This window comes from Janthinobacterium sp. GW821-FHT03C08, from assembly GCF_059420905.1.
This window is the reverse complement of sequence record NZ_JBWKUP010000001.1, coordinates 327,359-347,654: the sequence shown is the minus strand read 5'-3', so window position 1 is coordinate 347,654 and position 20,296 is coordinate 327,359. Positions and strand designations below refer to the sequence as shown.

The 20,296-nt window shown below is 63.2% G+C and carries 19 protein-coding genes; 5 read left to right on the top strand and 14 right to left on the bottom strand.

The features are described from left to right. From AC07VL_RS01610 to AC07VL_RS01600, 3 genes are all read right to left on the bottom strand, one after another. The gene (locus tag AC07VL_RS01610; protein WP_494804315.1) at nt 1-555 is read right to left on the bottom strand and encodes a carboxymuconolactone decarboxylase family protein; all 555 of its coding nucleotides are present in this window, start codon (nt 553-555) and stop codon (nt 1-3) included. A 118-nt stretch (nt 556-673) separates the two neighbouring features. Then, entirely contained in the window at nt 674-1,594 is a 921-nt protein-coding gene (locus AC07VL_RS01605; RefSeq protein ID WP_494804314.1) for an AraC family transcriptional regulator, read from the bottom strand. Nucleotides 1,595-1,683: 89 nt separating this feature from the next. Then, a complete protein-coding gene (locus tag AC07VL_RS01600; RefSeq protein WP_494804313.1) occupies nt 1,684-2,523 on the bottom strand; it encodes a symmetrical bis(5'-nucleosyl)-tetraphosphatase in 840 nt (279 codons plus the stop codon). 471 nt (nt 2,524-2,994) lie between these two features. Here AC07VL_RS01600 and AC07VL_RS01595 point away from each other — a divergent pair, with 471 nt between their 5' ends. From AC07VL_RS01595 to waaA, 5 genes are all read left to right on the top strand, one after another. Continuing rightward, the gene (locus AC07VL_RS01595; protein ID WP_494804312.1) at nt 2,995-4,089 is read left to right on the top strand and encodes an MraY family glycosyltransferase; all 1,095 of its coding nucleotides are present in this window, start codon (nt 2,995-2,997) and stop codon (nt 4,087-4,089) included. A 60-nt stretch (nt 4,090-4,149) separates the two neighbouring features. Continuing rightward, nucleotides 4,150-4,458, top strand: a complete 309-nt coding sequence (locus AC07VL_RS01590) for an H-NS histone family protein (RefSeq protein ID WP_494804311.1) — start codon at nt 4,150-4,152, stop codon at nt 4,456-4,458. 79 nt (nt 4,459-4,537) lie between these two features. After that, nucleotides 4,538-5,932, top strand: coding sequence for a phosphomannomutase/phosphoglucomutase (locus AC07VL_RS01585; protein ID WP_494804310.1), 1,395 nt, complete (start codon nt 4,538-4,540; stop codon nt 5,930-5,932). A gap of 4 nt (nt 5,933-5,936) precedes the next feature. Further along, nucleotides 5,937-6,959 carry a lipopolysaccharide heptosyltransferase I gene (waaC, locus tag AC07VL_RS01580; protein WP_494804309.1) on the top strand — a complete coding sequence of 341 codons (1,023 nt, stop codon included), beginning with the start codon at nt 5,937-5,939 and terminating at the stop codon, nt 6,957-6,959. Nucleotides 6,960-6,976: 17 nt separating this feature from the next. Further along, nucleotides 6,977-8,254 (top strand): lipid IV(A) 3-deoxy-D-manno-octulosonic acid transferase, encoded by a 1,278-nt coding sequence (gene waaA, locus AC07VL_RS01575; RefSeq protein WP_494804308.1) that lies wholly within the window; start codon nt 6,977-6,979, stop codon nt 8,252-8,254. On the opposite strand, the gene AC07VL_RS01570 is transcribed toward waaA, so the two are convergent. The 11 genes from AC07VL_RS01570 to miaB all read right to left on the bottom strand — a co-directional run bounded on the left by AC07VL_RS01570 (nt 8,251) and on the right by miaB (nt 19,670). Next, nucleotides 8,251-9,186 (bottom strand): M48 family metallopeptidase, encoded by a 936-nt coding sequence (locus tag AC07VL_RS01570; protein WP_494804450.1) that lies wholly within the window; start codon nt 9,184-9,186, stop codon nt 8,251-8,253. The genes waaA and AC07VL_RS01570 overlap by 4 nt on opposite strands. 44 nt (nt 9,187-9,230) lie before the next feature. Then, the gene (locus AC07VL_RS01565) at nt 9,231-9,971 is read right to left on the bottom strand and encodes a lysophospholipid acyltransferase family protein (RefSeq protein WP_493044758.1); all 741 of its coding nucleotides are present in this window, start codon (nt 9,969-9,971) and stop codon (nt 9,231-9,233) included. Between the two features lie 16 nt (nt 9,972-9,987). After that, nucleotides 9,988-10,575, bottom strand: coding sequence for a D-glycero-beta-D-manno-heptose 1,7-bisphosphate 7-phosphatase (gmhB, locus tag AC07VL_RS01560; RefSeq protein ID WP_494804307.1), 588 nt, complete (start codon nt 10,573-10,575; stop codon nt 9,988-9,990). Further along, complete coding sequence (gene glyS / locus AC07VL_RS01555; protein WP_494804306.1) at nt 10,575-12,677, bottom strand: glycine--tRNA ligase subunit beta; 2,103 nt, start codon at nt 12,675-12,677, stop codon at nt 10,575-10,577. Before glyS ends, gmhB begins: the two co-directional genes overlap by 1 nt. Nucleotides 12,678-12,714: 37 nt before the next feature. Then, nucleotides 12,715-13,629 (bottom strand): glycine--tRNA ligase subunit alpha, encoded by a 915-nt coding sequence (gene glyQ / locus AC07VL_RS01550; RefSeq protein ID WP_494804305.1) that lies wholly within the window; start codon nt 13,627-13,629, stop codon nt 12,715-12,717. A gap of 147 nt (nt 13,630-13,776) precedes the next feature. After that, nucleotides 13,777-15,294 carry an apolipoprotein N-acyltransferase gene (gene lnt, locus AC07VL_RS01545; RefSeq protein ID WP_494804304.1) on the bottom strand — a complete coding sequence of 506 codons (1,518 nt, stop codon included), beginning with the start codon at nt 15,292-15,294 and terminating at the stop codon, nt 13,777-13,779. A gap of 79 nt (nt 15,295-15,373) precedes the next feature. Further along, a complete protein-coding gene (locus tag AC07VL_RS01540; RefSeq protein WP_034746750.1) occupies nt 15,374-16,252 on the bottom strand; it encodes a CorC family transporter in 879 nt (292 codons plus the stop codon). Nucleotides 16,253-16,369: 117 nt separating this feature from the next. After that, entirely contained in the window at nt 16,370-16,789 is a 420-nt protein-coding gene (locus AC07VL_RS01535) for a DUF4259 domain-containing protein (RefSeq protein WP_494804303.1), read from the bottom strand. A gap of 4 nt (nt 16,790-16,793) precedes the next feature. Further along, complete coding sequence (gene ybeY, locus AC07VL_RS01530; protein ID WP_494804302.1) at nt 16,794-17,258, bottom strand: rRNA maturation RNase YbeY; 465 nt, start codon at nt 17,256-17,258, stop codon at nt 16,794-16,796. Beyond that, nucleotides 17,242-18,306 (bottom strand): PhoH family protein, encoded by a 1,065-nt coding sequence (locus AC07VL_RS01525; protein WP_494804301.1) that lies wholly within the window; start codon nt 18,304-18,306, stop codon nt 17,242-17,244. Before AC07VL_RS01525 ends, ybeY begins: the two co-directional genes overlap by 17 nt. Further along, nucleotides 18,303-19,670, bottom strand: coding sequence for a tRNA (N6-isopentenyl adenosine(37)-C2)-methylthiotransferase MiaB (gene miaB, locus AC07VL_RS01520; protein ID WP_494804300.1), 1,368 nt, complete (start codon nt 19,668-19,670; stop codon nt 18,303-18,305). Before miaB ends, AC07VL_RS01525 begins: the two co-directional genes overlap by 4 nt. Nucleotides 19,671-20,296: the final 626 nt, after the last annotated feature.

Below are 20,296 nucleotides of genomic sequence, written 5' to 3'. Positions count from 1 at the left end.
TCAGACGGCGCCGGGCAGGTAGGGCGTCAATTGCGGGTTGACGGGCGTGCCGGCCAGGCTGTTGGAGAAATTGCACAGGGTGGCCAGGCTGATGCCCAGCACGACTTCCAGCGCCTGCTGTTCGTTGTAGCCGGCGGCCAGGAAAGCTTGATAGTCGGCGTCCGTGACGGCGCCGCGCGTGGCGATGACGGCCGTGGCGAAGGCGGCGACGGCATCCAGTTTGGCGTCGCCCGTGTGCTGGCCATGCTGCAGGGCGCGCACCGTCTCCGGCGCCTGGCCCGCTTTTTTCAGCGAGATGGCGCTGTGTCCGGCGATGCAGAAATCGCAGCCGTGGATGCGCGCGGCCGTGATCTGCACCACTTCGCGTTCCATCAGGCTCAGGCTGGCGCGTGCATTGATGCCGGATACGGTCAGGTAGGTTTCCAGGGCCAGCGGCGCGTTGGCCAGCACGCCGATCAGGTTGGGCAGGTAGCCATTGTTGGCGATGGCCTTTTCCACGAAGGGGCGGCTGTCGGCCGGCGCGGTATCGAGAGTATGCAGAGTCAGACGGGACATGGGGTACCTTGCTAAGTTAGTAAGTCACTCATGCATTATATCGGCCATATCGTGCATACAACAGACGTGAGCGTCGCCCTTTTGTGCTCGTTCGTCTGCGATTGTGTGATTCTTGACTTCAGCTGGCCAGCTGGCGCAGGCGCTGGTCGCGCCGGTACGCGCCCGGTTGCTCGCCCGTGACGCGCTTGAAGGCGCGCGTAAAGGCCGCGTGCGAGCGGTAACCCACCAGTTCGGCCGCGCGTTCGACGGAGACGCCATCGTGCAGGCGCCGCGCGGCGATCTTCATGCGCAGCAGGAGCAGGAACTGGGCCGGCGAGTGGCCGCTGGCGCTGGCGAAATGCTTGCAGAAGCTGGCGCGCGACATGCACGCGGCCTTGGCCATGTTCTCGATCGACCAGTCGTCTGCGGGCGCGTCGAGCATGCGTTCGAGCAGCGGCGAAAACGCGGGCTGGTGCAGCAGCGACAGCAGGCCGGCCGCCACCTGCTCGCCCTGCGCCACATGGCGGATCAGGTAAAAGAACAGCAGTTCGACGAGGCGCGCGATCAGGGGCGAGGGCTGTTCCGGGTCGCCGCCCGCCTCCAGCAAGATCAGGTCGAACAGTGCCGTGGCCGCGCCGAAGGCGGGCGCGTCGCCGCGTATCAGCAAATAGGGTGGAAACGAATCGACGATCAGCGCGGAAAGGGCGCCGCGAAACTGAAAAAAGCCGCAGGCCAGCGCCGTCGCCGGGCTGTCCGTGGCCACCTGCAGCGGCAGCATGGCTTGCGCATTCACCGCCTGCAGGGGATCGCTGTGGGGGCTGAGGAAATGCGGCAGGTCGCGCAGCAGGAAGACGCCATCGCGCGGGCCGAGGGCGATCGGTGCCGCGCCATCGAGGTGCAAATAGCAGTGGCCATCGAGCACGAGGTGAAAGCTGCCCAGTTCCCGGCCCGCCGTGGAGGCGCGCCAACGGCCGCAGTACTGACCCACGTGCAGCACGGCGGTGTCGAGCTGCAGGCTGCCGAGCAGCCAGCGCGCCAGTCTGTCGGTGTCAGGATGCATGGGATTGAAGAGGCAAAAGCTGCATCATACGGGCCGCGCGCGCCGGGGCCAACGACGGATTTCGACTAAGCATATGCAGCTGATGCAGCTTACTGCTTGCCGCTGTGCTGCTGGAATGTGGGACAGCTCACTTGCAGCAGCGAGCGGTCTTCCAGGCACACGGCCGATAGCTGGCCGCCCCAGACGCAGCCGCTGTCGAGGCCGATCAGGTGCGGCCGCAACGTGAGTCCCAGCGCCGACCAGTGGCCGAAGACGACGGTGTCGCCGGCGCTTTGCCGGCCTGGCACGTCGAACCATGGCAGCAGGCCGGATCCTGGCGGCGGGCTGCCGCTTTCCTTCATCTTGAAGTCCATCACGCCCTCCGGTGTGCAGAAGCGCAGCCGCGTCATGGCGTTGATGATGCAGCGCAGCCGGTCGGCGCCCTGCAGGTCGTCGCGCCAGGCAGCCGGCTCATTGCCATACATCGTGCGCAGGAATGCCACCCAGTCGTCGCTGCGCAGCATGGCCGCCACCTCGTCGCTCAAGGCCAGCGCCTGTTGCGCGCTCCACTGGGGCAGCAAGCCCGCATGCACGAGCACGTGGCCCTGCTGCGCCATGGCGAGCGGACGGTGGCGCAGCCAGGCGATCAACTCCTCACGGTCGGGCGCATCGAGAATCTCGGCCAGGGTATCGGAGGCATGCTCGGGGCGGATGCCGTTGGCCACGGCCAGCAAGTGCAAGTCGTGGTTGCCCAGGACGCTGTCGGCCAAGCCTTGCTGCGCCAGCGCGTAGACGTGGCGCAAGGTGGCCAGCGAGGCCGGGCCACGGTTGATCAGGTCGCCTGCGAACAGCAGCCGGTACGGCCCGTTTGCCGCCGCCTGGATTTGCTCGATCAATTCGACGGTTTGTGCATGGCAGCCTTGCAGATCGCCGATAAAGTAGGTTTTCATAGAGCAGAATTGTTTTTCAATAACACAGGTATACCACGGGTGCGGTGCATGGCGCCAGCGATGCCGGCATCGGTAATCATGTCGCAAGGCTGCGGGGGCAAGTCCTGCGCAATGGGCAGCGCAGGCTTGTCATGTGATCCATTTTGCTAAGGACGATGTGTCAAATGGTAAAAGCCGTGAGCAATCGTGGCAGGACTTGCTACTATCCTTACGGTCGCTGCGACAAAGTGAGATTTGTCCAAGATCACGGTTATTGTATGGTTTTTTCTCGGCAGAACGGCGTGCGCTGACCATGCTGCCTGCCTGTTTGACTGGCGGCATTGAAGGCTCGTATCTATTGGTATTTTAAAACACGGGGATTTATTGGTATTTTGGTACAATGCTTTCACTGCCGCGGTATGAATTTCCACCCGTGTTTTACCTTGACGATGGTTTTTTGTGGTGAGTCCGACTTATTATTGATAATAAAAAATGTTTTCCTTTATCGTGAGCTTTGTCGTATCCGCGTTATTGACGCTGTTGATTATAAAACAGGTCAGATTGCATAGTTCGGCGCTCGATTCGGATTTCCATGGCGTGCAAAAAGTCCATTCGCACTCGGTGGCGCGCATCGGCGGTCTGTCGATTTTCCTCGCGGTAGTATTGAGCGCATGGGTCTCGATTTGGCGTTTGCCGCTCATGACGTACTGGATGTTGTCCTTGCTGCTGTGTTCCGGCATCGCCTTTATTGGCGGCATTGCGGAAGATTTTACCGGCAAGGTCAGTCCCCTGGGGCGTCTGCTGATGACCATGGCGGGGGCGCTGCTCGCCTATTTCCTGATCGATGCGCGTATCGACCGTATTGACTGGATCTTTTCCAGTTGGGCGATTCCCTTCATTTGGCTCAGCCTGCCGATCACCGTGCTGGCCGTGGCGGGCATCGCCAATGCCATCAATATTATCGATGGGTTCAATGGCCTGGCCAGCGTGGTGTCCATTTGTATGCTGTTGTCGCTCGCCTATGTTGCCCTGCAAGTCAATGATGCCTTCATTCTGGTGGCGACGTTGCTGGTAGCCGGGGCGATTACAGGTTTCCTGATCTGGAATTATCCAGTCGGCCTGATTTTTCTCGGCGACGGCGGCGCCTATTTTATCGGCTTCATGCTGGGCGAACTGGCCCTGCTGCTGGTAATGCGCAATCCCCAGGTATCGACCTGGTATGCGATATTGCTGCTCATCTATCCTGCATTTGAAACGATTTTTTCCGCCTATCGGCGTACTTTTATTCAAGGGAAGTCGCCTGTGATGCCCGATGGTATTCATTTGCATAGCCTGATTTTTCGTCGCATCGTGCAGTGGACCGTGGGGCGCAAGGAGGCTCGCGCATTGATACGCCGCAATTCCATGACTTCTCCCTATTTATGGTTGTTTTCGCTGACGGCGGTGATTCCGGCAACCCTGTTCTGGCGCCATAGTTGGCTATTGATCTTATGTTCGTTGTTATTCATGGCAACCTATATTTGGTTATATTTCAGAATTATCCGATTTAAATCTCCGCGCTGGCTCATTATGAAAAAAAAGAAATGAGTTTGATGGTGTATAGTCACGGGTTACAGTAAAACATACTTATTTTCTCGAAGGCGAAGCATGAATTTATCGACAATGACAATGGTTGAGCTACGCAATCTGCAAGACAAGATTGAGCAAGAAATAGGCAGTCGCGAGCGCCAGGATCTGAGCAAGGCGCGCGAACAAATCATGGCCATTGCGCAGCAAGCCGGCATTCCCCTGAAGCAGTTGATACTCGATGGCTTGCATCCGCGCACGGGAAAAGTTGCCGTACGTTATCGTAATCCCGATAACGCTGCCGAGCAGTGGACGGGCCGTGGCCGCCAGCCGCTGTGGGTCAGGAACTGGGTGGAATCGGGCAAGTCGATCGATCTGCTGCGCGTATAATTCGGTATACTTTTGGCGCAGTGACAAGCTTTTCGCCTGTAATGCTCCTGTTCTGTCCTTATTCCATACCGTCCAAACCATGCTTCCATTGTCAAAAACGATCTTCAAGGCCTACGATATCCGCGGCATCGTCGCTACCACCCTCGATGTCAGCGTGGCCCGCAAGATCGGATCGGCATTTGGCCGGGCCGCCCTGGCCAAGGGGGAACAGAGGGTCGTGATCGGCCGCGATGGCCGCCTGTCAGGGCCTGAACTGGCGTCGGCGCTGGCGCAGGGCTTGCAGGCCGCAGGCGTCGACGTGATCGACCTGGGCGTCGTGGCGACGCCGATGGTCTACTTCGGCACCAACGTGCTCGATACACGCTCCGGCATCATGGTCACGGGCAGCCATAATCCGCCCGACTACAATGGTTTCAAGATGGTGCTGGCCGGCGAGGCGATCCACGGCGAAGCGATCCAGGCCCTGTACCACAGCATCGTCGCGCACGACGACAGCGACAGCGCCAAGGACGTTGCCAGCCCGGGCAGCTACAGCACCCACGACATCCGCGCCGCCTACCTGGAGCGCATCCTGGGCGACGTGAAGCTGGCGCGCCCGATCAAGATCGCCGTCGACTGCGGCAATGGCGTCGCGGGCGCGTTTGCGGGCGACCTGTTCCGCGGCATGGGCTGCGAAGTGATTGAATTGTTCTGCGACGTCGATGGCAACTTCCCCAACCACCACCCCGATCCCGCGCATCCGGAAAACCTGCAGGACCTGATCCGCTGCCTGGCCGAGACGGATGCCGAAATCGGCATCGCCTTCGACGGCGACGGCGACCGCCTGGGCGTGGTCACCAAGGATGGCCAGATCATCTACCCTGACCGCCAGATGATGCTGTTTGCCGCCGACGTGCTGACCCGCCATCCGGGCGCGCAGATCCTGTATGACGTGAAATGCACGCGCCACCTGGCGCCGTGGATCAGCAAGCATGGCGGCGTGCCGCTGATGTACAAGACGGGCCACTCGCTGGTGAAGGCCAAGCTGCGCGAGACAGGAGCGCCGTTGGGCGGCGAAATGAGCGGCCATATCTTCTTCAAGGACCGCTGGTACGGTTTCGACGACGGCCTGTATGCGGCCGCGCGCCTGCTGGAAATCCTTACGCGTGCAGCCGATCCTTCTGCCCTGTTGAATTCACTGCCGCAGTCCGACAGCACGCCGGAACTGCAGCTGGAGCTGAAGGAAGGAGAGAACGTCGCGCTGATGGACATGCTGCGCCGCGATGCCGTTTTCCCGGGCAATGAACAGATCATCACTATCGACGGCCTGCGCGTGGAGTATGCGGACGGCTTTGGCCTGGCACGCTCGTCGAATACCACGCCGGTGATCGTCATGCGCTTCGAGGCTGAAACGCCGGAAGCCCTGGCGCGCATCCAGGGGCAGTTCAAGAGCGTGATCCTGGCTGCCAAGCCAGACGCTATTTTGCCGTTCTGACAGCATGGCCGTTCAACCAGGCGCACAGGCGCCCTTGAAAATCCTGCTGGTGCGGGTATCGTCGCTGGGCGACGTGCTGCATAACCTGCCCATGGTGGCGGACATCGCGCGCCATTACCCGGATGCGACCATCGACTGGGTGGTCGAGGAAGGCTATACCAGCCTGGTGCGTCTGAACCCGCGCGTGAATATCATCTTCCCGTTTGCGCTGCGGCGCTGGCGCAAGAGCCTGGGCAAGAAGGAGACGCGCGCGGAAATCGCCGCCTTCTTCCACAGCCTGCGCCAGACGCGCTACGATTACGTGTTCGACACCCAGGGCCTGCTCAAGACGGGCATCATCATGGGCGCCGCGCGCCTGGCGCCGGGAGGGCAGAAGGTCGGCCTGGCCAATGGCAGCGAAGGCTCCGGCTACGAAGGCATTTCGCGCCTGTTCCACACCAAAAGCATTCCCCTCGACCCGCGCACGCATGCGGTAGCGCGCGGCCGCCTGGTGGCCGCCGCGGCACTGGGCTACGCGGTCGACACGCCGGCCGATTTCGGCTTGCCGGAAGTGTCGCGCAGCGAACCGCGTCCTGACTGGATGGGCGACGTGCCCTATTGCGTGTATTTCCACGGCACCGCGCGCGATGCCAAGAAATGGGCGCCGCAGCACTGGATCGCGCTGGGCCAGGCACTGGCGCCCATGCCCATCCTGCTGCCCTGGGGCTCACCCAAGGAAAAGGCGGAAGCCGAACAATTGGCGGCCGGCTTGCCGAACGCGCGCCTGCTGCCGAAGCTGTCGATGAGCGACGCTACCCTGCTGGCGCGCCATGCGGCACTGGTGGTCGGCGTCGATACGGGCCTGACGCATATCGCCGCCGCTTTCCTGCGGCCGACGGTGGAAATCTATGCCGATTCGCCGCTGTGGAAAACGGAAGGCAACTGGTCGCCGAAAATCATCAACCTGGGCGACAAAGGGGCGCCGCCGGGCGTGCCGGAAGTGCTGGCTGCGGCACGTCGCCTGCTGGCAGAGTATCCTCCAGCCTGACTTCAATATAAATAATCATGCGACTTTTTTATACCCTCGCCTGGTGGCTGGCCTTGCCCCTGGTGCTGGCGCGGCTGTGGCTGCGCGGACGCCAGGAACCCGGCTACCGCCAGCATTGGGGCGAACGCCTGGGCTATTACGGGCGCCAGGCCCATCCTGCTCCCCCCACGATCTGGCTGCACGCCGTTTCCGTCGGCGAGACGCGCGCGGCCGAGCCGCTGATCGATGCGCTGCTGGCGCAATGGCCTGACTGCCGCATCGTCCTCACGCACATGACGCCCACGGGACGCGCCACGGGCAAGTCCCTGTTCGCCAGGCACGGCGCGCGCCTGGTGCAAAGCTATCTGCCCTACGACACGGGCGCCATGCCGGCCAGTTTCATCCGCCATTTCGCCCCGCGCATCTGCATCCTGATGGAGACGGAGGTATGGCCGAATTTGATCCACCAATGCAATCGCTACAAAGTGCCCGTGGTGCTGGCCAATGCGCGCCTGTCGCAGCGTTCGCTGGGCAAGGCGCAGCGCCTGGGCAAGCTCATTGCCGATGCGGCGCGCGGCATCACCCTGGTGGCGGCGCAGACGCAGGACGACGCCGAGCGCGTGCGCCAGCTGGGCGTGCGGGACGTGGTCGTCACGGGCAGCATCAAGTTCGACGTCGTCGTGCCCGAGGCGGCCCTGGCGACGGGGGCGGCGCTGCGCGCGGCCATCGGCCAGCGTCCCGTGCTGCTATGCGCGAGCACGCGCGAAGGGGAAGAGCAGCTGATCCTCGATGCCTATACCCGCGCCAGCTTGCCCGCTGATGCGCTGCTGCTGATCGTGCCGCGCCATCCGCAGCGCTTCGACGAGGTGGAAAAACTGATCTTGTCGCGCGGCCTGGCCGTGCAGCGCAGGTCCGGCCTGGCGCAGGACGATGCCGTGGCGGCGGGCACCGAGGTGCTGCTGGGCGACTCGATGGGCGAGATGTTTGCATATTACGCGGCCTGCGATTGCGCCTTCGTCGGCGGCAGCCTGCTGCCACTGGGTGGACAGAACCTGATCGAGCCGGCCGCACTGGGCAAGCCCGTGCTGATCGGTCCCCACACCTTCAACTTTGCGCTGGTGACCGAGCAGGCGATTGCCGCCGGCGGCGCCGCGCTGGTGGCGGACGCCGACACGCTGATGGCGCAGGCGTCAGCCTTGCTGCAGGACCCGGCGCGCTTGTCTTTCATGGGAGCGCAGGCGCTTGCGTTCGCCAACCAGCACCGGGGTGCGACGCCGCGCACGATTACGGCCATTCACCCTTTGCTGTCAGCTTAATTGAACAAGACAGGCAATTCCTGCGAGCGTTTTCGCAGCGCCTGCTTGGCGCCATCGTAATCGGGATAGATCGATTCCACGGTGGCCCAGAAACGGGGGCTGTGGTTCATTTCCAGCAGGTGCGACAGTTCGTGCGCCACCACGTAGTCGATCAGCGGCAGCGAAAAGTGGATCAGGCGCCAGTTCAGGCGGATCTTGCGCTCGATGGTGCAGCTGCCCCAGCGCGTACCGGCCGACGACAGCGACAGGGAGTCGTAGCGCACGCCCAGCCTGTCCGCGTACAGATCCAGCCGCGCCTCGAACAGCTGGCGCGCCTCGTGCTGGAACCAGGCTTTCACTTTTTCCTTCAACTGCTGTTCCGTACCCGCCGGCGTGACCCACACGTGCAATTCATTCGTCTCGCGCTGGAAGCTGGCGCGGTGGCGCGGTGCCTGGTGCAGCCGCAGGGTAATCTCGCCGCCAAGATACGGCAGCACGGCGCCTTCGACCCACGCCACGGGTGGGCGCTGCTGGCGCTGCACCTTGCGCTCGCCGCGTTCCAGCAGCTTCGAGACGATCCAGCCTTGCTTGGCGCGGATGGCGTTGTCGATTTCGGCCAGGGTAACGCGCTTGGGCGCCGTGACGCGCAAGCCGTTATCGTCGATCATGAAGCCGATGGAACGGCGCGTGGAGCGGCGCAGGGCGAATTCGACGAGATGGCTGCCCAGCTGCAGCTGGCGCAGGGGCGGGCCATCGGCCGTGCGTGGCGGGGAGGGAAGAACGGGACGTGCGGGAGGAATGACGGGCGCCGGCGGTGGCGCCAAAGGTATTACAGGCTTCGCCTCCACGGGCGGCGCTGGCGGTGCCGTGGGGCGCACCGCCGGGGGAGTGCTGGTCGAGACGTCATGCGCGAACAAATCCAGTTGCTGGTCGCCGACCTTGATGGTCTTCATCTGCTGGCGCAGGGTCGGCTCCTGGATGACCGCGCTGATGCCGTCTAGCCAGCGTTGTAGGCGTGAGGCGAAATGACGCGCATTTCTGATTCTATCCAATTTTCCACCTGTTGCATCATGCTGTCCGGGGTTTGCCCTTCCGGCGAAATCGGTTTGCCGATCGAGACGGTGATCAGTCCCGGGCGTTTGAGGAATGACTGCTTGGGCCAGCATTCGCCTGAATTATGCGCAATCGGCACCACCACGGCGCCCGTGGCGATGGCCAGGCGCGTGCCGCCGCTCTTGTACTTGCCCGCCTGGCCGACCGGAATGCGCGTGCCTTCAGGGAACATGATAATCCATTGGCCGTCGGCCAGGCGGCGCTTGCCATGCGCCACCACGCTCTTGAACGCATGCTTGCCCTGCTTGCGGTCGATGGGGATCATGCGCAGCAGCGCCATGGCCCAGCCGAAGAACGGAATGTACAGGATCTCCTTCTTGAACACGTACACCAGCGGACGGGGCAGGCTGGGCAGCAGGAAGATGGTTTCCCATGCCGACTGGTGCTTCGACAGCACGATGGCCGGCGCATCGGGGAAGTTCTCGGCGCCCTTGACTTCATAGCGGATGCCGCAAATGACCTTGGCACACCACAGGATAAACACGTTCCAGCGCGAAGTGACCCAATAGCGCTTGTTGTAGCTCAATGGCGCGGCAAAAAAGCACACGCAGGCCCAGACGATGGTGGCCACGACCATGATGATCATGAACAGCAGGGATCGCAGGAACAGGGAAATATTACGCAATGCGGTTCTCCGAAAATTAGATACTGAATGCCACGGTGGGCGCCGCTGCCGCGGGCGCCTTGAGCAGGTGGCTGACCACGGCGGCCAGGTCGGGGAAGACCTGGGTGCCGGGCGGCAGGCCACCCGTCTCATTGGTCTTTTCGCCCTTGCCCGTCAGGACCAGGTAGGGCACGCAGCCGCTGATGAAGCCTGCCTGCAGGTCGCGCAGCGAATCGCCGACCGTGGGCACGCCCTTCAGGCTGGTGTTGTAGCGCTGCGAAATTTCGTGGAACATGCCCGGTTTCGGCTTGCGGCAGTCGCAATTGTCCGCGCCCGCGTGCGGGCAAAAGAAGATGGCATCGATGTCGGCGCCTACCTGCTGCGCCAGGGTGTGCATCTTCTGGTGGATCGCGTTCAAGACCGTCATGTCGAAATACTCGCGCGCGATGCCCGACTGGTTCGAGGCGATGACGACGCGATAGCCGGCCTGGTTCAGGCGGGCGATCGCTTCGAGCGAGCCGGGGATCGGCAGCCATTCGGCCGGCGACTTGATGAAGTCCGGCGAGTCATGATTAATGACGCCGTCGCGGTCGAGAATAATCAGTTTCAGCGCCGGAATGCCCATTATGCCGCCAGCTTGGAAATGTCGGCCACGCGGTTCATCATGCCGTGCAGGGACGACAGCAGTGCCAGGCGGTTGTTGCGCAGGGCGACATCCTCGGCCATCACCATCACGTCGTTGAAGAAGCCGTCGACGTCGTCGCGCAGCTGCGCCAGGGTTTGCAGGGTGCTGGTGAAATCGCCCTTGGCAAAGGCCGCGTCGACTTCCGGCTGCACGCGTGAGACGGCGGCGGCCAGTTTTTTCTCCGCCTCGTCCTGCAGCAGCGCCACGTTGACGCCGCCGGCAGCGACCTGGCTCACGGCTTCCTCGTTCTTTTTCAGGATGTTCGTGATGCGCTTGTTGGCCGCTGCCAGCGAGGCGCTTTCCGGCAGGGCGGCAAACGCCTGCACGGCTTCCAGGCGCTGCACGATGTCGTCCAGGCGGTCGGGATTTTGCGCCACGACGGCTTCGATTTCATTCGGCGAGAAACCGCGCTCGCGCAGGATGCCGCGCAGGCGGTCGAGCATGAAGGTGGTCACATCCGCGACCGGGTCCTTGAAGCCGGACACCGACGCGAACTGCGCGGCGGCGTCCGCCAGCAAGCCCTGGATCGACAGGGGCAGGCGTTTTTCCAGCAGCATGCGCAGCACGCCCAGGGCGTGGCGGCGCAGCGCGAACGGGTCCTTGTCGCCCGTCGGCGCCAGGCCGATTGCCCAGATGCCGACCAGGGTTTCGAGCTTGTCGGCCAGGGCCACGGCGGTGCCGGTGGCGGTGGACGGCAGGCTGTCGCCGGCAAAGCGCGGCTGGTAGTGCTCGGAGGCGGCCAGCGCCACTTCTTCCGGCTCGCCGTCATGGCGCGCGTAATACGTGCCCATGATGCCTTGCAGTTCGGGGAATTCGCCCACCATGTCGGTCAGCAGATCGGCCTTGGCCAGCAGGGCGCCCCGTTCGGCCAGGGCGACGTCATATTGCAGCTTGGCGGCGATGGCGCCGGCCAGCGACTTGACGCGCTCTGTGCGTGCAGCTTGCGTGCCCAGCTTGTTGTGGTAGACCACGTTGGCCAGCAGCGGCAGGCGCGATGCCAGGGTCTTCTTCTTGTCTTGTTCGAAGAAGAACTTGGCGTCGGACAGGCGCGGGCGCACGACGCGCTCGTTGCCGCCGATGATGTGCTCGGGCGTGTCCGTCTCGATGTTCGAGACGATCAGGAAGCGCGAGCGCAGCTTGCCTTCGCTGTCCGTCAAGGCGAAGTATTTCTGGTTCGTCTGCATGGTGAGGATCAGGCATTCCTGCGGCACGGCCAGGAATTCTTCCTCGAAGTGGCACTCATACACGACCGGCCATTCGACCAGGGCGGTGACTTCATCGAGCAGCGCTTCGGGCATCAGCACCTGGTCGGCGCCGGCCTTGTCCAGCAGCTGGGCGCGGATGCGCTCCTTGCGTTCCTCGTTGCTGGCGATGACGCTGGCGTTGAGGATCAGCGAGGGCGCATAGTTTTCCGCGTGCGCGATGGTGATCGGCGTGCCGTCGGTGAGGAAGCGGTGGCCCAGGGTGGTGCGGCCGGCCGTCAAGCCCAGCAGGGTCAATGGCAGGATGTTGATGCCGTGCAGGGCGATCAGGCTGTGCGCCGGGCGCACGAATTGCACGGTGGTGCCGTCCGGGCGCTGATAGCTCATCAGCTTTGGAATTGGCAGCTTGGCGGCCGATTCGGCCAGGGCCGCTTGCGCGCCCGTGGCAAGCTGGCTGCCCGGCGCCGTGTAGGTGTAGAAGAAGCTTTCCGCCTTGCCGTCGGCGGCGCGTTCCAGGTCGGCCACCGTCAGCTCGGGGAAGCCCAGCGCGGCCAGTTTCTTGGCCAGCGGCGGCGTGCCGTTGCCGTTGGCGTCCAGCGCCACGGAGACGGGCAGGACTTTTTCGCGGATCGATTTGTCGGGCGAGACTTCCCGCACATTGGTGATGGAGACGGCCAGGCGGCGCGGCGAGGCGTAGCTGGTGGCGACGCTGTCGGCTTCCAGGAAGTCGCGCGATTTCAGGCCGTTGACGATGCCGGCGGTGAAGGCGGCGCCCAGTTTGGCCAGCGCTTTCGGCGGCAGTTCTTCGGTCAGCAGTTCGATGAGCAGTGTTTGGTTCATGGTGTTCTTGTCTGGTACGGCGGTATGGAGGCTCGAATTAGGCGGCGGATTGGTCGGCGGCGGGCAGCATCGGGAAACCGAGGCGCTCGCGCGAGTCGTAATACGCTTGCGCCACCAGGCGCGACAGGGTGCGCACGCGGCCGATGTAGGCGGCGCGTTCCGTCACCGAGATGGCGCCGCGCGCATCGAGCATGTTGAAGCTGTGCGAGGCCTTCATGATCTTTTCGTAGGCAGGCAGGGTCAGTTGCAGCTCGATCAGGCGCTTCGCTTCCGCTTCGTAGTTGCCGAACTGTTCGAACAGCAGGTCCGTGTTCGCGTGCTCGAAGTTGTAGGTCGATTGCTCCACTTCGTTCTGGTGGAAGACGTCGCCGTAGGTCAGTTTTTTTGTGACTCCATTCTCTTCCCACTCGGTCCACACCAGGTCGTACACGTTTTCCACGCCCTGCAGGTACATGGCCAGGCGTTCGATGCCGTAGGTGATCTCGCCCAGCACGGGCTTGCAATCGAGGCCGCCCACTTGCTGGAAGTAGGTAAACTGGGTCACTTCCATGCCGTTCAGCCAGACTTCCCAGCCCAGGCCCCAGGCGCCCAGGGTCGGGCTTTCCCAGTCGTCTTCGACGAAGCGCACGTCATTCTGCTTCAAGTCCAGGCCCAGCGCGGCCAGCGAACCCAGATACAGGTCGAGGATGTTTTCCGGCGCGGGCTTGAGCACCACCTGGTACTGGTAGTAGTGCTGCATGCGGTTCGGGTTTTCGCCATAGCGGCCGTCTTTCGGGCGACGCGACGGCTGCACATACGCGGCGCGCCAAGGCTCCGGGCCGATCGCGCGCAGGAAGGTGCCGGTATGGAAGGTGCCGGCGCCGACTTCCATGTCGTAAGGCTGGAGCAGGGCGCAACCTTGCTTGTCCCAATAGGTTTGCAAGGTCAGGATAATTTGTTGAAATGTGAGCATCGTATGAGTTCGCCGCGCGGACAGGCTGCGCTTTGTTAAGGTTTGCTTGAAGCCCGCACGCTGCCAACAAGCGCGTCCGGGCCGGGGTTTTGCTAATTTTAGCGGTTTTTACGGGCCCACTGTGACTCTTCGGGCAATATCGGCCGCTTATTGCTGCGCGGCGGCGCCACGGCGGGCGGCGCGCGACAGCAGGAAGGCCGTCAGCAGGGCCAGCGCGGCCAGGGCCAGCACCAGTTTGTTGCCGTAAATAATGTATGGCGTCATGCCGCCCATGCCTTGCACCTTGGCCGCCAGGGTGGCTTGCTGTTCCGGCGGCAGCAGGCTTTGCACCACGCCCTTGCCGTCGATGACGGCGGTGGCGCCCGTATTCGTCGAGCGCAGCATGGGGCGGCCCGTTTCCAGGCTGCGCATCTGCGAAATCTGCAGATGCTGCGGGATGGCGATCGAGTCGCCAAACCAGGCCAGGTTCGAGATATTCAGCAGCACCGAGGCCGACTGCTTGCCATTGCGGTGGGCGCTGGCCAGCTGGCCGGCGATTTCCTCGCCAAACAGGTCTTCGTAGCAGATATTCGGCAGCACCAGCTGGTCGCGCACCTGGAGCGGCGCCTGCACCTCGGCGCCACGGCCCATGTCGCCCAGCGGGATGGCCATCATGGCGACGAACCAGTGCAGGCCGGGCGGCACGAATTCGCCGAACGGTACCAGGTGGTGCTTGCGGTACTGGTAGTACGGGCCTGCCGCGCTGTTGGGCGTGATGCCCAGCGCCGCATTGTAGAAGCGCTGCTGCTCGTCGAGCACGGGCATGCCGACGAGGATGGTGCTGCCCGTCTGCTGCGCATACGTCGCCAGGCTGTCCAGATAGCCTGGCGGCAGCTGGTGCGGAAGCACGGTGACGGCCGTTTCCGGCGTGGCGATCAGGTCGGCCGGGGCGCTGGTGATGGCGCTCTGGTACATCTGCAGGGCGCCCAGGACGAAGCCGGGGTCGAATTTCTGCTGCTGCGGCACATTGCCCTGCAGCAGGCGCACAGTGATCGGGCGCCCAACCGGATGGGTCCAGGCCACGTACTGCAAGCCGATGCCGGCCGCATACAGGGCGATGACGCCGCCCAGCGCCGTCCAGCGCGTGCGGTGCGCCAGCAAGAGCAGGGCGCCGGCCGACAGCGCCGCCAGCCAGCCCAGGCCATACGATCCGACGATGGGGGCGAAGCCGGCCAGCGGGCTGGCATTGTGCGCGTAGCCGGTGGCCAGCCACGGAAAGCCCGTAAACAGCCAGCCGCGCGTCCATTCGAACAGGGTCCACGTCGCAGGCAGCACCAGCAGGGTCATGGCGGGCAGGGACAGTACCCAGCGCTGGCGCAGCCAGGCGGCCGCACCCATGGCCAGGGCCACGTAGATGGCCATCAAGAGGGCCAGCAGGGCCACGGCGATGGCGGCGATCGGCGCGGCCATGTCGCCGTAGCGGTGCATGGAGATGTACAGCCAGTGCGTGCCGGCCGCGCACCAGCCGAAGCCATAGGCCCAGCCGATCAGGGCGCCGCCCTTGACGCTGGACGAACGCAGCACTTGGTAGAACAGCACGCCCAGGCTGAGGATTTGCAGGGGCCAGTAGCCGAAAGGGGCGAACGCCAGCACCGCGACGGCGCCGGCGATGGCGGCAGTCAGCATGCGCGCCCACGTGCTGCGGGGCGGTTTGGCGGGGGCGTTGGGGTCAGCGCGTCTGAAACGCATCTACAGCACGCGCATGTCAGAGTTCCAGTTCCGGCACGTTGGGCAGGCGCTCGACGAGCAGCACGTGCACCTGGCGCGCATCGGCGCGCAGCACCTCGAAGCGCAGATTGCCCAGGTCGAAGATGTCGCCCTTGTGCGCCATGCGGCCCAGGTACTTCGACACGAGGCCGCCGATGGTGTCGACGTCGTCGTCCACCAGGTGGCTGCCCACTTCTTCGTTGAACTGTTCGATCTCGGTCAGCGCCTTGACCCTCCAGCGGGGGCCGAACTGGCCTTCCTTGAGCGAGAGGATATTGTCCTCGGCTTCGTCGAAGTCGTATTCGTCCTCGATGTCGCCGACGATCTGTTCCAGCACGTCTTCGATGGTGATCAGGCCGGCGACGCCGCTGTATTCATCGACGACGATGGCCATGTGATTGTGGTTGGCGCGGAAATCGCGCAGCAGCACATTCAGGCGTTTCGATTCGGGGATGAAGATGGCGGGGCGCAGCATGTCGCGGACGTCGAAAGTTTCTTCAGCGTAATAGCGCAGCAAGTCTTTCGCCAGCAGGATGCCGATGACCTTGTCGCGTTCACCTTCGATCGCGGGGAAGCGCGAGTGGGCGGTGGACAGGACTTCCGGCATCCATTCCTCGATCGGCTTGCTGATGTCGATGACATCCATCTGCGAACGGGGAATCATGATGTCGCGCGCACAGAGGTCCGACACCTGGAACACGCCTTCGATCATCGACAGGGCGTCGGCGTCGATCAGCTTGCGTTCATGCGCATCGTGTAGAACTTCGAGCAATTCTGCTCGGTTCTCTGGCTCGGGGGAAATGAGTGCGGTCAGGCGTTCAAACAGTGACCGGTGGGGCTTGACGTCAGTTCTGACGCCACTAGGGTGCTCGGGCATAGGAGGCGTGAGCCGTTGTTGCGAAGGGATATAGGATACACCAAAAGTGGGGCGATACCGGATTTCCCCGCTTTTGATGCAAATTTAATACGCTGAAGTGCCCCGTTGCCCGACGTTTCAGGCTTCCGGGCCCAGCACGCGGGCGCGCAGGTCCGCCACATCCGCCTGCCAGTCGGCGTAATGCTCGCTGTCCTGCCACAGCTGGCGCAGTTCCGAGGATTCCGCCGTGATGCGCTCGAAGGCCAGGCGCGCCTTCTCCAGCAGCGGCGGCGTGACTTTCTTCCTGCATGCGGCCACCCATTCGTCCACGTCCAACGTGGCCGGGTCATCCTCGCCCGGCTTGCCCAAGAGGCGGGCGATGACTTCCAGCGCGGCCAGCGCCTCGGCGGCGAACGGCGCTTCCAGCTCCGCTTCCTGGCTGTCGATGACGTTGTCGAGCGTGGTCTCGACCAGTTCCAGGGTTTTATATTCGTGCAAGTCCTGCGCCCAATCCATGGCGTAGTCGTTGCCGAAGGCATTTAGCGCCCAGGTGCCCATGTGCTTACTCCTTGTACGGGTCGGTAATGCCGAGTTTCGCGAGGATCTCCGTTTCCAGGCCCTCCATCTCGGCCGCTTCCTCGTCATCCATGTGGTCGTAGCCCTGCGCATGCAGCACGCCGTGGACGATCAGATGGGCCGTGTGCTCTTCCACGCTTTTCTTCTGCTCGGCCGCTTCCTTTTCCAGCACGTCCGTGCACAGGATGATGTCGGCGCGCGTCGGCTCGTCGTCGCCGAGTTCTTCGCCTTCGTTGTAGGCAAACGTCAGCACGTTGGTGGCGTAGTCCTTTTCGCGGTAGTCGCGGTTCAGGCTGCGGCCTTCCTCGGCATCGACGAAGCGGATGGTGAATTCGGCGGGGGCGAACAGGGCCGCCTTGACCCAGCGGCGCACTTTCGGGCGCGTGATCAGGGTTGCCAGACGGGCATCCGGGTATTGCACGGACAGGGAGAGTTTATTTTTTTCGGACATTTTTGGCGGCTGCTGGTTTGATCAGGGGGAGTAACTGGGCGGCGTCGGCATGGGCCGCCTGCGCCGTTTCATAGGCGTCGACGATGCGGGCGACAAGCGGATGGCGCACCACGTCGGTGCTGTTAAATTGCGTAAAGCCGATGCCGCGCACGTCTTTCAGGACTTGCACGGCGTCGATCAGACCGCTCGTCTGGCTCTTGTGCAGGTCCACCTGCGTGACGTCGCCCGTCACCACGGCCTTGCTGCCGAAGCCGATGCGCGTCAGGAACATCTTCATCTGTTCGACGGTGGTGTTCTGCGCTTCGTCGAGGATGACGAAGGCGTGGTTCAGGGTGCGCCCGCGCATATAGGCCAGCGGGGCGATCTCGATCACCTGTTTTTCAAACAGTTTTTGCGTGCGGTCAAAACCCAGCAAATCATACAGCGCATCGTAGAGGGGACGCAGATACGGATCGACCTTTTGCGCCAGGTCGCCCGGCAAGAAGCCCAGGCGCTCGCCCGCTTCGACGGCGGGGCGCGTCAAAATGATGCGCTTGACGGCGTCGCGTTCGAGCGCGTCGACGGCGCAGGCGACGGCCAAATAAGTTTTGCCCGTGCCGGCCGGGCCCACGCCGAAGCTGATGTCGTGTTCGAGGATGTCGCGCAGGTAGGCGATCTGGTGCGGCGTGCGTCCGCGCAGGTCGGAGCGCCGGGTCTTCAGCACGGGGCTGGCGATGTCCGGCTCGACGAAGGTGCTGGCGGGCGCGTTGGCGTGGTGTTCCGAGGCGGCGGACAGGCCCGCGCGCTGCTCCACCAGGGCCAGCTGCACTTCTTCCAGCGGCACGACCTTGTTGGCGATGGCGTAGAACTGCTCGAGGATTTCCACGGCGCGTGCGGCATTGCTGCCGCCGACGATGAATTTCTCGCCGCGGCGGAAGATCGTCACGTCGAGGGCGGCGGAAATCTGGCGCAGGTTTTCATCGAGCGGCCCGCACAGGTGCGCCAGGCGCGTGTTGTCGAGCGGTTCGGGGATGAAGTAATGCGGCTGTATCGGGGCTTTGGTTTTCAACTGGCTCTTTTCAATGCGGGGGCGCTGGCGACGAGTTCGCCGCGCAGGGTGTAGGAATGGCTTTCGGTGATGCGCACGTCGACCAGTTGGCCGATCAATTGCAAACCGTCGGGGCCGGCGTCGAAATTGACCACGCGGTTGTTTTCCGTGCGGCCTTGCAGCTCGCTATCGTCGGTGTCCTTCTTCGAGCGGCCTTCGACGAGGATGGTTTGCACCGTGCCCACCATGGCCAGGCTGTACTTGCGCGTATTGGCGTCGATGGCCGCCTGCAGCTGCTGCAGCCGGGCCAGCTTGACTTCATGCGGCGTGTCGTCTTCCAGGCTGGCCGCCGGCGTGCCGGGGCGCTTGCTGAAGATGAAGCTGTAGCTGTTGTCGAAGCCAACATCAAGAATCAGCTTCATCATGGCGTCGAAGTCGGCCTGCGTCTCGCCGGGGAAGCCGACGATGAAGTCCGAGGATATCGCCATGTTCGGGCGCACGGCGCGGATGCGGCGGATGATGGATTTGTATTCCAGGCCCGTGTAGCCGCGCTTCATGGCGCCCAGCACCTTGTCCGAGCCGTGCTGGGCCGGCAGGTACAGGTGGTCGACCAGTTGCGGGATCTTCGCGTAGGCGTCGATCAGGCGCTGCGTGAATTCCTTCGGGTGGCTGGTGACGAAGCGCATGCGTTCGATGCCGGGGATATCGGCCACGTATTCGAGCAGCAGGGCGAAGTCGGCAATGTCGCCGCCTTCCATCGCGCCCCGGTAGGCGTTCACGTTTTGCCCCAGCAGGGTGATTTCCTTGACGCCCTGGGCGGCCAGGCCCGCCACTTCCGTCAGCACGTCCTCGAAGCGGCGCGACACTTCCTCGCCGCGCGTGTAGGGTACGACGCAGTAGCTGCAGTATTTGCTGCAGCCTTCCATGATGGAGACGAAGGCCGAGGCGCCGTCCACCTTGGCCGGCGGCAGGTGGTCGAATTTCTCGATTTCCGGGAAGCTGATGTCCACCTGCGCATTGCCGCTGGCACGGCGCAGCTCGATCATCTGCGGCAGGCGGTGCAGGGTTTGCGGGCCGAACACCATGTCGACATACGGCGCGCGCTTGACGATGGCGTCGCCTTCCTGCGAGGCCACGCAGCCGCCCACGCCGATCAAGAGGTGCGGCTTGGCCTGTTTCAGCTCGCGCAGGCGGCCCAGGTCGGAAAACACTTTTTCCTGCGCCTTTTCACGCACGGAGCAGGTATTGAGCAGGATCACGTCGGCGTCTTCCGGCGTGTCGGTGCGCACCAGGCCGTCGGACGCGCCCAGCACGTCGGCCATCTTGTCCGAGTCGTACTCGTTCATCTGGCAGCCGAAGGTTTTAATGAATACTTTTTTCTGCATGGAGTCGGGCGCTTTATTGGTAGTGAGCGGTAAATCGGGCCGCGCATCGGGCGGCCGGTCAGGCCGCAGGGCAGGGGCCAACGGCGCAGGCATTGCCCGGGCGGCCCCATGCTGCCGAAACGCCCCGATGGCCGGTGCGCGCATCCGCTTGCCCGGTGGCCGGCGCGCTGCAAGTTCAGGCCATAGTTTAACGTAAATCGCCTGGGCGGGCCATGTTGCGGCAGCCCTTGCGCTGCCCCGTCCCGCCGGCGGCGATGTTTCCTAAAGGTATTTATTGCCGTGCAACACCATTGATTTGTAACAAGTTGCTGCAAAGCCTTGTGTGCGGCCCCAGGCATCCTAATGTGTTGAAAAGGCATCGTTGTTAAGCCAACCAGCACCTTGATTGATATTTAACAATCAGGAAGGTTGCGCGAGGCGCGGATGCCGCTTGTTTGGACTAGTATATTGCCTTATATGCAATTCAGTTCAGCGGATTGCAGTGCTGTTGATCCGAGCGGCAAGCTGGGCGCATTGCTTCAACGTGGCTGTACGGGTCCTGTGCGGGCGGCGCGATAGGAGGGGAGGGGGCTGACGGTTTTTGAAATACTTTAAACACTCTAAGCCAGCCTTAAGTTCGTATCGGC

Excerpts from the sequence above, each read along its gene's own strand:
- AC07VL_RS01610 (WP_494804315.1), bottom strand. The coding sequence starts at position 555 with ATGTCCCGTCTGACTCTGCATACTCTCGATACCGCGCCGGCCGACAGC.
- AC07VL_RS01605 (WP_494804314.1), bottom strand. The coding sequence starts at position 1,594 with ATGCATCCTGACACCGACAGACTGGCGCGCTGGCTGCTCGGCAGCCTG.
- AC07VL_RS01600 (WP_494804313.1), bottom strand. The coding sequence starts at position 2,523 with ATGAAAACCTACTTTATCGGCGATCTGCAAGGCTGCCATGCACAAACC.
- AC07VL_RS01595 (WP_494804312.1), top strand. The coding sequence starts at position 2,995 with ATGTTTTCCTTTATCGTGAGCTTTGTCGTATCCGCGTTATTGACGCTG.
- AC07VL_RS01590 (WP_494804311.1), top strand. The coding sequence starts at position 4,150 with ATGAATTTATCGACAATGACAATGGTTGAGCTACGCAATCTGCAAGAC.
- AC07VL_RS01585 (WP_494804310.1), top strand. The coding sequence starts at position 4,538 with ATGCTTCCATTGTCAAAAACGATCTTCAAGGCCTACGATATCCGCGGC.
- waaC (WP_494804309.1), top strand. The coding sequence starts at position 5,937 with ATGGCCGTTCAACCAGGCGCACAGGCGCCCTTGAAAATCCTGCTGGTG.
- waaA (WP_494804308.1), top strand. The coding sequence starts at position 6,977 with ATGCGACTTTTTTATACCCTCGCCTGGTGGCTGGCCTTGCCCCTGGTG.
- AC07VL_RS01570 (WP_494804450.1), bottom strand. The coding sequence starts at position 9,186 with ATGAAGACCATCAAGGTCGGCGACCAGCAACTGGATTTGTTCGCGCAT.
- gmhB (WP_494804307.1), bottom strand. The coding sequence starts at position 10,575 with ATGGGCATTCCGGCGCTGAAACTGATTATTCTCGACCGCGACGGCGTC.
- glyS (WP_494804306.1), bottom strand. The coding sequence starts at position 12,677 with ATGAACCAAACACTGCTCATCGAACTGCTGACCGAAGAACTGCCGCCG.
- glyQ (WP_494804305.1), bottom strand. The coding sequence starts at position 13,629 with ATGCTCACATTTCAACAAATTATCCTGACCTTGCAAACCTATTGGGAC.
- lnt (WP_494804304.1), bottom strand. The coding sequence starts at position 15,294 with ATGCTGACTGCCGCCATCGCCGGCGCCGTCGCGGTGCTGGCGTTCGCC.
- AC07VL_RS01540 (WP_034746750.1), bottom strand. The coding sequence starts at position 16,252 with ATGCCCGAGCACCCTAGTGGCGTCAGAACTGACGTCAAGCCCCACCGG.
- AC07VL_RS01535 (WP_494804303.1), bottom strand. The coding sequence starts at position 16,789 with ATGGGCACCTGGGCGCTAAATGCCTTCGGCAACGACTACGCCATGGAT.
- ybeY (WP_494804302.1), bottom strand. The coding sequence starts at position 17,258 with ATGTCCGAAAAAAATAAACTCTCCCTGTCCGTGCAATACCCGGATGCC.
- miaB (WP_494804300.1), bottom strand. The coding sequence starts at position 19,670 with ATGCAGAAAAAAGTATTCATTAAAACCTTCGGCTGCCAGATGAACGAG.